Source organism: Agrobacterium vacciniicorymbosi, assembly GCF_040427045.1.
Lineage (GTDB): Bacteria > Pseudomonadota > Alphaproteobacteria > Rhizobiales > Rhizobiaceae > Agrobacterium.
Genome location: NZ_JBETMF010000010.1, coordinates 92849 through 106460 on the forward strand (window position 1 = coordinate 92849; position 13612 = coordinate 106460).

Here is a 13612-nt window from a genome sequence, read left to right on the forward strand (position 1 = left end):
GATTGCGACGCTATCTGTTGCGACACAACATGCCTGCGACATGTATGCCCGCAGGCATGAGATCACAAGACCGTTGCGGTAAACATGTGGGATAAACTCCATGCCAGAATTGCCCGAAGTTGAAACCGTCCGACGCGGCCTTGCGCCGACCATGGAGGGTGCGCGCGTGGAGAAAGTCGTGCTTGCCCGGCCCGACCTGCGCTTTCCCTTTCCCGATGGGTTTTCAGCACTGGTGGAAGGCAAGCGCATCGTCTCTCTGGGACGTCGGGCCAAATATCTGCTGATCGAGCTGGAAGACGGGCTCACCATCATCGCGCATCTGGGCATGTCCGGCTCCTTCCGCATCGAGGAGCAGGCAGGGCCGTCGGAAACGCCGGGCGAGTTTCATTATGCGCGCTCCAAGGATGGCAAGCATGACCATGTCATCTTCCATCTGCAAAAGGAGACAGGGGCGTCTGCGCAGGTCATCTATAATGACCCGCGCCGTTTCGGCTTCATGCATCTGGTGGAGCGCGCCCATATCGACCTCTACCCTGCCTTTGTCGATCTCGGGCCCGAACCGACCGGCAATGCGCTGAGCGCCGATTATCTCGCAAGCCGCTTTGATGGCAAAAGCCAGCCGCTGAAAAGCACGCTGCTGGACCAGAAGGTCATTGCCGGGCTTGGCAATATCTATGTCTGCGAGGCGATGTGGCGCGCGCATCTGTCTCCCTTGAGAGCGGCAGGGACGCTGGTGACGAAAACCGGAAAGCCCAAGGCGCAGCTGGTCGATCTCACCCAGAAAATCCGTGAGGTCATTGCCGATGCGATTGCGGCGGGTGGCTCGTCCCTGCGCGACCATATCCAGACCGACGGCACGCTCGGCTATTTCCAGCATTCCTTTTCGGTTTACGATCGCCAAGGTCATGCTTGCCCCACACCCGGTTGCGGGGGTACGGTCGAGCGGATCGTGCAGGCCGGGCGCTCCACCTTCTATTGCGCCGCCTGTCAAAAATAATGGGAGAGGACCACCCACATGGATTACGAAACGCTGATCGTTGAAAAGCGTGATGATGTCGGCGTCATCACGCTCAACCGACCGCAGGCTCTGAACGCGCTGAACTCGACCCTCTTAAAAGAACTACGGCATATATTGACGTCGTTTTCGAGCGATGATTCCATCGGCGCCATTGTCATCACCGGTTCGCCAAAGGCCTTTGCCGCCGGTGCGGATATAAAGGAGATGCAGTCGCTGGATTTCGTAGACGCCTATCTCGGTGATTTCCTAGGCGGCTGGGACGATGTGGCCGCTGCCCGCAAGCCGGTCATTGCTGCTGTCTCCGGCTTTGCGCTGGGCGGTGGCTGCGAGCTTGCCATGATGTGCGATTTCATCATCGCGTCCGAGAGTGCCAAATTCGGACAGCCGGAAATCACGCTCGGCGTCATTCCCGGCATGGGCGGGTCGCAGCGCCTGACGCGCGCCGTCGGCAAGGCCAAGGCCATGGACCTGGTGCTGACGGGCCGCAAGATGGATGCAGCTGAGGCGGAGCGGGCGGGGCTGGTGTCACGCATCGTGCCGCAGGAGCGGCTGATGGATGAAGCGGTGGAGGCGGCCAGCACCATCGCATCCCTGTCGCGTGCATCCGTGCTGATGGCAAAGGAAAGCGTCAATCGCTCCTTCGAGGTCTCTCTGAGCGAGGGCCTGCGCTTCGAGCGCCGCCTGTTCCAGTCGCTTTTTGCGACCGAAGACCAGAAAGAAGGCATGGCGGCTTTCGCGGAGAAGAGAAAACCTGTATTCAAGAATCGCTAATGCAATCCTATGGCGGAATAGACACAAAACCTTCATGTGTTTTGGTCTCCAGCGACGCCAAGGATTCGGAATATCAGCGTTTTTGCTGAAAATGCGCGTTGACGGGCAGCAGCTTTAGGGTTATATGCCCGCCCACGGTTAGGAAAAGCCATCCGGCTTGTTCCAATTACTCCCGCACTCTTTGGAACGCGAGGTCTTTGACGGACCTGATCCTGTGGTTGCGGATTTTGGTTTGAATTCGAAGAGAGGCATACATGGCCAATACAACTTCGGCGAAAAAGGCGACTCGCAAGATCGCTCGCCGTACCGCAGTCAACAAGGCTCGCCGTTCGCGCGTTCGCGGTTTCATTCGCAAGGTCGAAGAGGCCATCGCATCGGGTGATCTGGCAGTCGCAACAGAAGCGCTCAAAGTAGCCCAGCCTGAGATCCAGCGCGCAGCTACCCGCGGCGTTCTGCACGGCAACACGGCGTCCCGCAAGGTGTCCCGTCTGGCCCAGCGCGTGAAGGCACTTTCCGCCTAATCCGGCTAATACAAATTTATTACAAAAAAGCCTGGTCGAAAGACCGGGCTTTTTCTGTTTCTAACGACTTGTTAACATTGTGCTGCATAGCATGACACTTCTGCGTCAGAGCGATGACGAAAAAAGATAATAAAAAACAATGGCTTACAAAAGGTCTTTAAAATCCGACCGTCCTTCCCCTGCGGAAGGTTACCGAAGTATAGAGTCAAGAGAATTTTTATTTTTCCGCCAAATCGCGCTTTAAAAAAGCCACGAAATTGAATCTCATTGATTCATAAGAGATTCTCCAGACGGCCCTTCAATCGATGCAAAACGGCCTGTGTGAGTCAATGGCCGATCTTCCGTTTCGCAGAAAAATCGCCATTGATCTCCACCCCCGATCCTGCCTAAATGCATCTCGACAAGGGGCAAGGATTTCTATCCACAAGCTATCTCGATCCTTGAGTATCGAAGGTACATGCTCCTTGCGGACGAGTTCTGTTTGAGTTCGTTTTTTCAAGTATCGGGGCCGGTTTGGCCGCAATCCAGCAGGTTGCGGAAATGCGAAACCGTGCCTTGATCGGCATATGTTAAAGTTGTGTTGTGGGAGTAGTTGTTGAGTAATCGCAGGCCTCTCCATGATGTAGAGGGAAATGGGATAACCGGCTCGCGGTAATACAAATGGCTTGAGGACATGTCTTTCGAGGGGAGTGTCCGAGAGTAAGAATGAACGAGGGGTATCCCTGATGGACGTTGGTTCGTCAGGCTATGATTGGCAATTTGAAAGGCGGCAATATGCAATTGAATTTGGTGATGGGTGCGGTGGCAAACGGGGACCGCACACCAAAGGCATGTGATGCAGCTGGCACTGATGCGGCAGGGGACAAACAGGATATGAAGCATGACGCGCTGTTCGAGCGTTTTAGCGCGCGGCTGAAAGCACAGGTTGGACCCGAAGTTTACGCAAGCTGGTTCGCTCGGCTCAAACTTCATTCCGTTTCCAAAAGCGTTGTGCGTTTTACCGTTCCAACGACATTTCTGAAGTCCTGGATCAACAACCGTTACATCGACCTCATCACTACGCTCATTCAGAGCGAAGATGCTGATGTGTTGAAGGTGGAGATCCTGGTGCGTTCGGCCAGCCGTCCAGTACGTCCGGCACCGGTTGAAGAACGCGCACAGCCTGTGGTCGACATGAGCGCGTCCGCACAGCGGGCAAAGCCGTTCATTCCGCCGCAGCCGACGTCAAGCGCGCAGCAGTCTCATACCGCAGCATCCGCGTCCACGACCCGTCACTCGGGTTCCGGCCCGCTGTTCGGCTCGCCGCTCGATACACGTTTCACCTTCGATACCTTTGTCGAAGGCGCGTCCAACCGCGTGGCCCTGGCAGCAGCCAAGACCATTGCCGAAGCCGGTGCTGGTGCCGTGCGCTTCAATCCACTCTTCATCCATGCGGGTGTGGGCCTTGGAAAGACACATCTTCTTCAGGCCATCGCCAATGCGGCCATCGACAGTCCGCGCAATCCGCGCGTGGTCTATCTGACGGCGGAATATTTCATGTGGCGCTTCGCAACCGCGATCCGTGACAATGATGCGCTGACGCTGAAGGATACGCTGCGCAATATCGACCTTCTGGTCATCGATGACATGCAGTTCCTGCAGGGCAAGATGATCCAGCACGAGTTCTGCCATCTGCTCAACATGCTGCTCGACAGCGCCAAGCAGGTTGTGGTGGCCGCAGACCGCGCGCCATGGGAACTGGAATCGCTCGATCCCCGCGTGCGTTCGCGCCTTCAGGGTGGCATGGCCATCGAAATCGAAGGCCCGGACTATGAGATGCGCTATGAGATGCTGACGCAGCGCATCGCAACCGCCCGTCAGGAAGATCCGAGCTTCGATATTCCCGAAGAGATCGTCTCCCACGTTGCCCGCAGCGTGACAGCCAGCGGTCGCGAGTTGGAAGGTGCTTTCAACCAGCTGATCTTCCGTCGCTCCTTCGAGCCGAACCTTTCGGTTGAACGCGTGGACGAGCTTCTGGCCCATCTGGTCGGCACCGGTGAAGCCAAGCGTGTGCGCATCGAAGATATCCAGCGTATCGTCGCACGGCATTACAATGTCTCGCGACAGGAACTGGTCTCCAACCGCCGCACCCGCGTCATCGTCAAACCACGCCAGGTGGCCATGTATCTCGCCAAGATGCTGACCCCACGCTCCTTCCCCGAAATCGGTCGCCGTTTCGGCGGACGCGATCACACCACCGTTCTGCACGCGGTGCGCAAGATCGAAGAACTGATCGGTGGAGACAGCAAGCTGGGCCACGAAGTGGAACTGCTGAAGCGGTTGATCAACGAGAATAATGCTTGAGACATCAAACGGTCAGGGAAACCTGACCGTTTTTGCTGCAAGATGAATCCGTAAGCCTGTTGGCTTGGTGCCAAGCTCTAATAGCCAGCTTCTTTCTGATGCCGGAAGGCGAGGATATAAACCGTGTTGCCTACCGGCTCGTGCCGGTAAAGTGCCGCGTAACCGGAATCCCCAAAGGCGATAACCAATTCGCGCAATTCCGTGGCATCGAGAATGGGCATCCCATATTGGGAGACGTCTCCATTAGCACGAATTGTTGTTGAATGGCTTTACCGGCACGCCGTGCGGCTTCTGGAGCTTTGGCGACGAGAAATTTTCGACACCGCTCCAAGCCTTGCACGGCACCTTAGGTCATGATTACTCGTGGCAAACGGGCACAGGCTTTTCATCATCCGTACCCCAGCTTTCCAACCAGGTGCTGACTTTTTTTCCGGTCAGGTGGCGGCCCGTTTCCTGATAGCTTTCCAAGAGGTTAGCGCCTCCTGCTTAAAGCTCTCTCTCGCCTCTTCCCGCTCGACATATTGTTGAATGGCTTCCAGCATGATCCAGTGCGATGACCGACGACGCTGGCTGGCCAGTTGCTGGACGCGCTCTTTCAGCGTGTTGTCGATCTTGAGAGAGGTAGCGATTGAGGCCTCACATCACGAGGTAATACCAAGTGATAATTTATCGCAGCAACATCGCCAAATCCACTGCGGAAAATTTACAAGCAATATCGCATGACGACATTGTCCTCGCCGTTGGCGGGGTCGCGGCCAATCGTTTGCCAGCCGAGTTTACGGTAGTAGGCTTCTTGATCGGGCGTGTAGAGATAAAGATCGGTGATTCCAATCTCTGCGGCGTGGGCGGTAATGGCGTTCATCATCAATGTGCCGATACCGCGACCACGTTGATCGGCTGCCACGATGACATCACCGATCCAAAATGTCTTGTCCGGGTGGTGTGGGAGTTCGTCTCGCGTAATGCTGACGCTTCCGGCGAATTTCGTACCGTCGAGTGCGATCAGTGCCAGCGGTGCCGCATGGATTTGCAACCGACCTTCGATAACAGTCTTAAGCACTACAGGGTCGCTCCAATTTGAGAGCGAGCCCCATTCCATATGTAGCATTTCGACCAACGGCGCCACATAATGCGAATGTTCGCTCAGCGGCACTATTCTGATTTGGCCCATATCTTCAATCCTGCTTCGATGACTGGATATCGGCGACGGCTTGTCTCAGCTTGGACACCAGCGCTACGTAATCATCACCGGACGATTTGGGTGCATCAGGCCAGGAATAGCCCATGCAAGCGGGACGGTGGCGTTTGTCTGTCGGTTCGGAATCGTATCTGGGCATGATATGGGCGTGCAGGGCAGGCTCTGCATTTCCCCAAATCTCATAGTTTATCCGCGCACATCCTGTGACGTTCAGAAGCGCATCACCCACCACAGCCATATCGTTCAAAAATATGAGACGCTCTTGGGCATCAAGATGGTTGAGGCTTGGGACAACCGGGTCCGCAAGCAAAAGACAATAGCCCGGAAGGGGCTGTACATCCCCGATGACCAGCCAACCTGAAGCCATTCGGGTAATGACGAAGGGGTTTGTGCCCGCCCGTGCCGTCGCTACCCGTTCCTCAATCAGATTCATGGATGCCTTTCTTCAAACACCGGATTTTGAATCGACGTGTCATCAACACGCCAGATCAGCGACCACCGAGTCCAGTATCAACATGCCCGATGGCGTGCAGCGTAGGCGCGAATTGCCGATGCGCTCTATGAAGCCGTGTTGCAACAGGAACTCTTCCTTGTCGGGGTCGAGGTCGCGGCCCGAGAGGTCGCTCCAGCGGGCGAGATCGACGCCTTCGCGCAGGCGCAGGCCCATCAGCAGCAGCTCGTCGGACTGTTCTTCGACACCAAGCATCTCCTGATCCAGAATGCCATGGCCTTCGCGTTCGACGGCGTCCAGCCATGTTTCCGGGTGGCGTTCGGTGGCGGTTGCGAGTTTTGCGCCGCCTTTGGTCAGGCGTCCATGTGCGCCGGGGCCGATGCCGGCATAGTCGCCATAGCGCCAATAGGTGAGGTTATGGCGGCTTTCGGCACCCGGTATGGCGTGGTTGGAGACCTCGTAAGCGGGCATGCCGTGGCGCGCAGTGATCTCCTGTGTTGCCTCATAGAGCAGCGCGGATTGATCGCCGTCGGGCACGATCAGCTTTCCTGCCTTGTGCAGACCGTAAAAGGCGGTGCCTTCCTCGATGGTCAGCTGGTAGAGCGACAGGTGATCGACAGCATAGGAAATGGCTTCGACAAGCTCTTTTTCCCATTCCTCGACAGTCTGGTTCGGGCGGGCATAGATGAGGTCGAAGGACATGCGCGGGAAGATGTCGCGGGCAAGGCGGATGGCTTTCAGCGCATCGGCCACATCATGCAGACGGCCCAGAAATTTCAGGTCGCGGTCGTTCAGCGCCTGCACGCCCATCGACACGCGGTTGACACCGGCGGCGCGGTAGCCGCGAAAACGTTCCGCTTCCACGCTGGACGGGTTGGCTTCCATGGTGATTTCGATACCGTCAGGCACATGCCAGAAACGGGCGATGCCATCCAGAATGGCGCCCACCGTCTGCGGGTCCATCAGCGATGGCGTGCCGCCGCCCATGAAGATGCTGGTCACGACCTTTGCGCCGCTTAAGCTTCGCATCGTGTCCATTTCCTTGAGGAAGGCGGCAACAAAACGGTCCTGATCCACCGGCTTGTGACGGACATGGCTGTTGAAATCGCAATAGGGACATTTGGCCGCGCAGAAGGGCCAATGCACATAGATGCCAAAACCGGGATCACCGGTATCGGGTGCAATCGTCATATTGGGGGCAGGGGAGAACCTGCTCCCAAGATCGGTCATCATGCGTTAAGACAGGTTTCGACGAATTTTTTGAAGGCGCGGGCGCGGTGGGAGAGAGCCTGCGGATCGCCGGGCTTCCAGCCGTGCTTTTCCTCGGCGCTCATTTCACCAAAGGTGGTCTCGTAGCCTTCCGGCTGGAAAACTGGATCGTAGCCGAAGCCGCTTGTACCGCGCGGTGGCCATGCGACCGTGCCTTCGATTTCGCCGCGGAAGAACTCCGTATGACCATCGGGCCATGCAAGGCACAGCACGCTGACGAAGCGGGCCGTGCGGGCGGAAGGTTCGGTTGCGCCACGTTGCTGAAGTGCGTCTTCTACCTTCTGCATTGCCATGGCGAAATCACGCGTGCCGTCCGCCGTCTCGGCCCAATTGGCCGTGTAGACGCCGGGATTGCCATCCAGTGCGTCGATCACCAAGCCACTATCATCGGACAATGCGGGCAGGCCGGAGGCTTGCGCCGAGGCCAAAGCCTTGATCGCCGCATTTTCCTCGAAGGTCGTGCCGGTCTCATCGGGTTCTGCGAAGTTCAGCTCCGCAGCCGACTTGGCGGAAAAGCCGAAGGGGCCGATCAGGTCGGCGATTTCGGCGATCTTGCCCTTGTTATGGCTGGCAACGACAATGGTGCGTGTATCGAGTTTGCGCATGGTCTTCCGCTCCGGATCAGGCAATAGCCTGCTTTTGCAGCTCAACGAGTTCCGCACAGCCGGTCTTGGCAAGGCCGAGCAGCGTCAGAAATTCTTCTTCCGAGAAAGGTGCGCCTTCGGCTGTGCCCTGAATTTCGACAATGCCACCGGAGCCGGTAATGACGAAATTGGCGTCGGTTTCAGCCGAGGAATCTTCGAGGTAATCGAGATCGATTACCGGCTGGCTGGCGAAAATACCGCAGGAAATGGCGGCGATATGGTCTTTCAGGACCTTCTCCACCTTGATCATGTTGCGGCTTTCCATCCACTTCAGGCAATCGTGAAGGGCAATCCATGCGCCGGTGATGGAGGCGGTGCGGGTGCCGCCGTCTGCCTGGATGACATCGCAGTCGATGCTGATCTGGCGCTCGCCCAGCGCCTGCAGATCGACCACGGCGCGCAGCGAGCGGCCAATGAGACGCTGGATTTCCTGCGTTCTGCCACCCTGCTTGCCGGATGCGGCTTCGCGGCGCATGCGTTCATGGGTGGAGCGGGGCAGCATGCCATATTCGGCGGTGACCCAGCCCTTGCCACTGTTGCGCAGCCATGGTGGCGTCTTTTCTTCAAGGCTGGCGGTGACGAGAACATGCGTATCGCCAAATTTTACCAGACAGGAACCTTCGGCGTGCTTGGAGAAATTGCGCTCGAAAGAAACTTTGCGCATCTGATCGGTTTTTCTGCCTGAAGGCCGCATATGGTTCGTCTCCGTTTTGATCTCCGCCTTCTAAGGCCGCGACACCGGTTTTGCAAAGGAAAAGCGGGCTTGGGTTTACCCTGTACGGAATTTCCGTTTTCACTTAACGACGCGAGAGACTATATTCGCTTTGTTACTGACATTATGAAGAGCGAGCGAAATGGGCCTTTCTCCTCCAATCGGAAAAGAACCGGGTGCGTTGCTGGATGATCGCTCGCGCGAAATCTTCCGCCGCATCGTCGAAGGCTATCTGGAAAATGGTGAGCCGCTGGGCTCGCGCAACCTGTCTCGCCTGTTGCCCATGTCACTCTCCCCCGCCTCCGTGCGCAATGTTATGAGCGATCTGGAAGAGCTGGGCCTTATCTATTCGCCGCATATCAGCGCCGGTCGTCTGCCCACCCAGACCGGATTGCGCTTTTTCGTGGATGCCTTCATGCAGGTGGGCGATCTGCCCGCCGAGCAGCGCGCCAGCATCGACCGGCAGATCGGCCCCGTTTCGGGCCGGGAGCAGCCGATAGAGGGTCTGCTCACCGAAGCCAGCCGCATGCTCTCTGGCATGTCGCGTGGTGCGGGTCTGGTGTTGACGACCAAGAGTGACGCGGTGCTGAAGCATGTTGAGTTCATTCGTCTCGAGCCGACGAAGGGGCTTGCCATTCTGGTGGGTGACAACAATCAGGTCGAAAACCGCATCATCGATCTGCCCGCCGGTATTACCTCCTCGCAGCTGACGGAGGCCGCAAACTTTATCAACGCCCATCTGTCAGGTCAGACGCTTCCCGAATTGCGCACGCAACTCCTGCAGCAGAAATCCGAGCTTCAGACGGCGCTCAGCACGCTGGCGCAGGATCTGGTGACGCGCGGACTGGCGGTGTGGTCTGGCGACAATGAAGAGGGCAAGCTCGGACGGCTGATCGTGCGCGGGCGCTCCAACCTGCTGGAAGGGCTGGCGGGGGAAGAGGACATCGACCGCGTGCGGTTGCTGTTTGACGATCTGGAGCGCAAGGACAATCTGATCGAGGTTCTCAATCTGGCCGAGACCGGTTCCGGCGTCAGAATTTTCATCGGGTCGGAAAACAAATTGTTTTCGCTGTCCGGCTCATCGCTGATCGTTGCGCCCTACAGGGACGATGAGAACCGCGTGGTGGGCGCCGTGGGCGTGATTGGCCCGACGAGGCTCAATTACTCGCGCATCGTGCCCATGGTCGATTATACCGCCCAGATCATGGCGCGGCTTTCCAGCCAAAGACGCTGATATCGAAAAGACATCATTGAATCCTAGATGGTTTGACTGGCAAGCCTTGATTTTTGCTTGGCAAAGCTCGATATCGGGCGCAACCCCTAACACTAAGCCATTACACATGTGAAGCTGGAGAACGTCATGACCGATGACACAAATAAAGCCGGACCTGACGCAGACGTCGTAGACGAGGCTAACGAAGCGGCAACGGCGGAGAACGCTGTGCCCGAGCAGGCAGAGCCCGATCCGATTGATGTGCTGAAGGCCGAAAATGCCGATCTGCGCGACAAATTCCTGCGCCTTGCCGCCGAAATGGACAATCTTCGTCGCCGCACCGAGCGTGAAGTGAAGGATGCCAAGGCCTATTCCGTCGCCGGTTTCGCCCGCGACATGCTGGCCGTATCCGACAATCTTCGCCGCGCTCTCGAAGCCATTCCCGAGGAACTGAAGACCAATGCCGAAGCGGGCATTACCGGCCTGATCGAAGGCGTCGACATGACCGAGCGCGCCATGCTGTCTGCGCTGGAACGTCACGGCGTGCGCAAGATGGATGCGGAAGGCCAGAAATTCGACCCGAATTTCCATCAGGCCATGTTCGAAATCCCCAACACGGCGGTTCCGAACAACACCGTCGTTCAGGTGGTACAGGCTGGCTTCACTATCGGTGAACGAGTTCTGCGCCCTGCGATGGTCGGCGTTGCCAAGGGTGGCCCGAAGGGCGAAGTGCCTGTCACGGCAGAGCCGGGCACCAGCGGCGTTAATGAGAAAGACGCTTAACCTCGGTCTTCCGTCATTCCGGCCTTGAGCCGGAATCCAGTCAGCCCAAGTCCTTGGGCTGAAAGAGTCCTTCGACCCGACAGACGTCGGGTCACTGGCCCCCGGATCAAGTCCGGGGTGACGGTCGCTTCAGTCGAAATCACCGCCCAAACTGCCTATCCAGCCAGTCAAACGCATAGTCCTGCTGATCCGCTTCGAACACATGGCCGCCCGGCCAAATTTTGCTTTCGAACCGATCCGCCGCATTCCACGCAGCCCAGACATCTTTCATCTTCCCAAAGGCTTCCGTCACGGACGCAGGCGGGAAAAGCGTGTCCTTCTCACCTGCCAAGATCAGCATCGAGTTGGGGGCAGCAAGGCTGGCGACATCGGGGTAGTCCATATGCTGCATCAAGCCGGGATGCGTCATGTGCCACGCAGAGCCGCCACGCAGCTGGTTGTTGCCGGGCACCATCAGGCCCTTGGCCGTTCCCATCCAGTTGACCGCGACCGTGGCTGTGATGTCGTCGCTGAGGGCCGCCGCCTGCCACGCACGGAATGCGCCCATGGAAAAGCCGATGGCCGCAATGCGCCCCTTGTCCACCTCTGGAAGGCTTTTGAGAAATGCCGCAGCGCGAACGTCTTCCAGCGCCATGGAGCCTGCCAGCGAGCTTCCCAGATTGGCGAAATTGGCGGCAAGCGCCTGCTGGGCCTCATAAGTCAGCGGGCCGCGATCTCCCCAACCCAGAGCGTCTGTGGCCAAGACGACATAGCCGCGACGCGCAAGCTCATCACCGGGGAAACGGCCCGAGAAAAACTTTTGGCCCCACCCTTGAGAAGAGATCAGCCTGGCCTCGTCACCCCATGTCTCGATCAGCTTTTCCTTGCCGATATCAAAATTCGATCCGTGATCGTGGTAGAAAACCGCTGCCGGAAAAGGGCCCTTCCCTTTCGGCACCAGCATTAGCGCGATGATGCGATTGTGTTGGGTCAGGTTGAACGCGACCTTGCGCGCGACGTATGTGCCGCGATCGACCTCGTCGATCATATGGGGATTGAATTGTGTCTGGTCCGCCGTCTGGAGCGTCAGTTCCCATAACTTTGAGCGTGCCTTTGTTTTCCAAACTGCTGGATCGGAAACATGCGACGACCATCCCAGCGGAAAGGTCAGCTGTTGTTTCAGGTGATCGGCGTAAGCAGGCAGATTATCCGCAGTGACGCCTTGTGTCTGAAAGTCGGCAGTTTGCGCCAAAGCCATCTCGCCACCGCAAGCTGCCATGAGTGTACCAATCGCCATGATTGTCCGAAACATCCATGATGTCTCCTCCCATTGCCAGCCATTGCAGGTCTGACGTCCGGAAGGTTTAAACCCATCGAGCTTGAATGCAAAACCGCTCAGGCGGCGGTTGCCTGTTCCTGATTGAGGAAGGTGTAGATGGCCGTATCGGATTCGGTGGCGCGCAGTTTTGCCACCAGTTCGGCATCGCGCAGCACGCGGGCAATGCGCGACAAAGCCTTCAGGTGATCGGCGCCAGCGCCTTCGGGCGCCAGAAGAAGGAAGACCAGATCGACCGGCTGGTCGTCCAGCGCTTCGAAATCGACAGGATTTTCAAGGCGCGCAAAAACGCCGACGATCTTGTCGATGCTGGCCAGTTTTCCGTGTGGAATGGCGATGCCATGACCGACGCCGGTCGAGCCGAGCCGCTCGCGCTGCAAGATGACGTCGAATACTTCCCGTTCCGGCACTCCGGTAATCTTGGAGGCTTTTGCCGCCAGTTCCTGGAGGAGCTGCTTTTTGGAATTGACCTTGAGGGCGGGAATAATCGCATCTTGTTGCAGCAAATCTGCCAACGCCATTCTCTTTATCCTTCATGCCATCGAGACAAACCGGAAGTGCAACGCATGACGCTGCACTTCCGATGTCTTGTCAGACTATTCAGTTCTTTATCGTCGCCGCGTCAATCCAACCGATGTTTCCATCGTTGCGGCGGTAAACGATATTCAGTTCCTTACCCGGGCTGCGAAACAGCAGGACCGGCTCGTCTGTCATGTCCAGCGCCATGACCGCGCTTGCAACCGTCATCGTCTTTACCTGCTTGGAGGTTTCAGCGACGATGGTCGGTGCGAAATCTTCAGGCAGTTCGTCGTCTTCATCAGGCATGGCATCCATGACTGTATAGGGAAACTCTTCCAGAATGCCGTTTGCCGAAGAACCGTTGTGGTGATCCTTCAATTTTCTCTTGTATCTGCGAAGCCGCTTTTCGATACGCGCAGCGGCGGCATCGAAGCTCGCTTGCGGATCGTTGGCCTGTCCGGCCGCATGCAGGACAATCCCGGTATCGAGATGAATCTTGCAATCCGCGTCGAAACGCGCACCGGACTTCTCCACAGTTACTTGACCAGAATACCCCCCATCAAAGTATTTGGTAATCGCCAGGCTAATGTTGTCCTCGATCCTCTGACGGAACGATTCGCCGATATCCATATGTTTACCAGATACACGCACACTCATGGAATTTTTCCTTTTTCAGTGATTTGCGTGTAACAGCTTACGTCAAGCGACGCCCTCATCCAAGCGTTTCGAGTCCGTTTCGGTCTCATTACGACTTGGCGCCCAGGCGCCTTCTACAATTTACCGTTGATCTGGCCCCTGCCTTCTGTGCGGCGAGCTTCTAGCCTTGGTGGCAGTAAGAGTCAATTAAGATTATTA

Annotated in this window: 14 protein-coding genes and 1 pseudogene; 6 read left to right on the forward strand and 9 right to left on the reverse strand. The window is 57.2% G+C overall.

Annotation, left to right across the window (positions count from 1 at the left end):
- Window positions 1–100 precede the first annotated feature (100 nt).
- The 4 genes from mutM (at window position 101) to dnaA (ending at window position 4653) form a co-directional block, all read left to right on the forward strand.
- The gene (gene mutM, locus ABUK73_RS16360) at window positions 101–997 is read left to right on the forward strand and encodes a bifunctional DNA-formamidopyrimidine glycosylase/DNA-(apurinic or apyrimidinic site) lyase (RefSeq protein ID WP_353578206.1); all 897 of its coding nucleotides are present in this window, start codon (window positions 101–103) and stop codon (window positions 995–997) included.
- Between the two features lie 18 nt (window positions 998–1015).
- The gene (locus tag ABUK73_RS16365; RefSeq protein ID WP_353578207.1) at window positions 1016–1789 is read left to right on the forward strand and encodes an enoyl-CoA hydratase; all 774 of its coding nucleotides are present in this window, start codon (window positions 1016–1018) and stop codon (window positions 1787–1789) included.
- A 254-nt stretch (window positions 1790–2043) separates the two neighbouring features.
- Entirely contained in the window at window positions 2044–2310 is a 267-nt protein-coding gene (gene rpsT / locus ABUK73_RS16370) for a 30S ribosomal protein S20 (protein WP_062451605.1), read from the forward strand.
- Between the two features lie 873 nt (window positions 2311–3183).
- Window positions 3184–4653 carry a chromosomal replication initiator protein DnaA gene (dnaA, locus tag ABUK73_RS16375; protein WP_454892382.1) on the forward strand — a complete coding sequence of 490 codons (1470 nt, stop codon included), beginning with the start codon at window positions 3184–3186 and terminating at the stop codon, window positions 4651–4653.
- A 357-nt stretch (window positions 4654–5010) separates the two neighbouring features.
- Here dnaA and ABUK73_RS16385 read toward each other — a convergent pair.
- From ABUK73_RS16385 to rph, 6 genes and pseudogenes are all read right to left on the reverse strand, one after another.
- Window positions 5011–5282, reverse strand: a pseudogene (locus tag ABUK73_RS16385) (CopG family ribbon-helix-helix protein).
- 74 nt (window positions 5283–5356) lie between these two features.
- Window positions 5357–5713 (reverse strand): GNAT family N-acetyltransferase, encoded by a 357-nt coding sequence (locus tag ABUK73_RS16390; protein ID WP_353578208.1) that lies wholly within the window; start codon window positions 5711–5713, stop codon window positions 5357–5359.
- 115 nt (window positions 5714–5828) lie between these two features.
- Window positions 5829–6284, reverse strand: coding sequence for an HIT family protein (locus ABUK73_RS16395; protein WP_353578209.1), 456 nt, complete (start codon window positions 6282–6284; stop codon window positions 5829–5831).
- Between the two features lie 42 nt (window positions 6285–6326).
- Window positions 6327–7493, reverse strand: a complete 1167-nt coding sequence (gene hemW / locus ABUK73_RS16400) for a radical SAM family heme chaperone HemW (RefSeq protein WP_353578210.1) — start codon at window positions 7491–7493, stop codon at window positions 6327–6329.
- Window positions 7494–7531: 38 nt separating this feature from the next.
- Window positions 7532–8176, reverse strand: a complete 645-nt coding sequence (gene rdgB, locus ABUK73_RS16405; protein WP_353578211.1) for an RdgB/HAM1 family non-canonical purine NTP pyrophosphatase — start codon at window positions 8174–8176, stop codon at window positions 7532–7534.
- Window positions 8177–8192: 16 nt separating this feature from the next.
- Complete coding sequence (gene rph / locus ABUK73_RS16410; RefSeq protein ID WP_062451601.1) at window positions 8193–8909, reverse strand: ribonuclease PH; 717 nt, start codon at window positions 8907–8909, stop codon at window positions 8193–8195.
- A 160-nt stretch (window positions 8910–9069) separates the two neighbouring features.
- Here rph and hrcA point away from each other — a divergent pair, with 160 nt between their 5' ends.
- Together hrcA and grpE are read left to right on the forward strand one after the other, a co-directional pair.
- Window positions 9070–10161, forward strand: coding sequence for a heat-inducible transcriptional repressor HrcA (gene hrcA / locus ABUK73_RS16415; RefSeq protein WP_113087252.1), 1092 nt, complete (start codon window positions 9070–9072; stop codon window positions 10159–10161).
- Window positions 10162–10287: 126 nt separating this feature from the next.
- Window positions 10288–10923 (forward strand): nucleotide exchange factor GrpE, encoded by a 636-nt coding sequence (gene grpE / locus ABUK73_RS16420; protein ID WP_113087251.1) that lies wholly within the window; start codon window positions 10288–10290, stop codon window positions 10921–10923.
- 139 nt (window positions 10924–11062) lie between these two features.
- On the opposite strand, the gene ABUK73_RS16425 is transcribed toward grpE, so the two are convergent.
- The 3 genes from ABUK73_RS16425 to hpf form a co-directional block, all read right to left on the reverse strand.
- Window positions 11063–12214 carry a dienelactone hydrolase family protein gene (locus ABUK73_RS16425; RefSeq protein ID WP_353578212.1) on the reverse strand — a complete coding sequence of 384 codons (1152 nt, stop codon included), beginning with the start codon at window positions 12212–12214 and terminating at the stop codon, window positions 11063–11065.
- 83 nt (window positions 12215–12297) lie between these two features.
- Complete coding sequence (gene ptsN, locus ABUK73_RS16430; protein ID WP_113087249.1) at window positions 12298–12759, reverse strand: PTS IIA-like nitrogen regulatory protein PtsN; 462 nt, start codon at window positions 12757–12759, stop codon at window positions 12298–12300.
- 79 nt (window positions 12760–12838) lie between these two features.
- Entirely contained in the window at window positions 12839–13414 is a 576-nt protein-coding gene (hpf, locus tag ABUK73_RS16435) for a ribosome hibernation-promoting factor, HPF/YfiA family (RefSeq protein ID WP_113087248.1), read from the reverse strand.
- Between the last annotated feature and the right edge of the window lie 198 nt (window positions 13415–13612).

Excerpts from the sequence above, each read along its gene's own strand:
- ABUK73_RS16425 (WP_353578212.1), bottom strand. The coding sequence starts at position 12,214 with ATGTTTCGGACAATCATGGCGATTGGTACACTCATGGCAGCTTGCGGT.
- hpf (WP_113087248.1), bottom strand. The coding sequence starts at position 13,414 with ATGAGTGTGCGTGTATCTGGTAAACATATGGATATCGGCGAATCGTTC.
- hemW (WP_353578210.1), bottom strand. The coding sequence starts at position 7,493 with ATGACGATTGCACCCGATACCGGTGATCCCGGTTTTGGCATCTATGTG.
- rdgB (WP_353578211.1), bottom strand. The coding sequence starts at position 8,176 with ATGCGCAAACTCGATACACGCACCATTGTCGTTGCCAGCCATAACAAG.
- ABUK73_RS16395 (WP_353578209.1), bottom strand. The coding sequence starts at position 6,284 with ATGAATCTGATTGAGGAACGGGTAGCGACGGCACGGGCGGGCACAAAC.
- ptsN (WP_113087249.1), bottom strand. The coding sequence starts at position 12,759 with ATGGCGTTGGCAGATTTGCTGCAACAAGATGCGATTATTCCCGCCCTC.
- rph (WP_062451601.1), bottom strand. The coding sequence starts at position 8,909 with ATGCGGCCTTCAGGCAGAAAAACCGATCAGATGCGCAAAGTTTCTTTC.
- rpsT (WP_062451605.1), top strand. The coding sequence starts at position 2,044 with ATGGCCAATACAACTTCGGCGAAAAAGGCGACTCGCAAGATCGCTCGC.
- ABUK73_RS16365 (WP_353578207.1), top strand. The coding sequence starts at position 1,016 with ATGGATTACGAAACGCTGATCGTTGAAAAGCGTGATGATGTCGGCGTC.
- dnaA (WP_454892382.1), top strand. The coding sequence starts at position 3,184 with ATGAAGCATGACGCGCTGTTCGAGCGTTTTAGCGCGCGGCTGAAAGCA.
- grpE (WP_113087251.1), top strand. The coding sequence starts at position 10,288 with ATGACCGATGACACAAATAAAGCCGGACCTGACGCAGACGTCGTAGAC.
- hrcA (WP_113087252.1), top strand. The coding sequence starts at position 9,070 with ATGGGCCTTTCTCCTCCAATCGGAAAAGAACCGGGTGCGTTGCTGGAT.
- mutM (WP_353578206.1), top strand. The coding sequence starts at position 101 with ATGCCAGAATTGCCCGAAGTTGAAACCGTCCGACGCGGCCTTGCGCCG.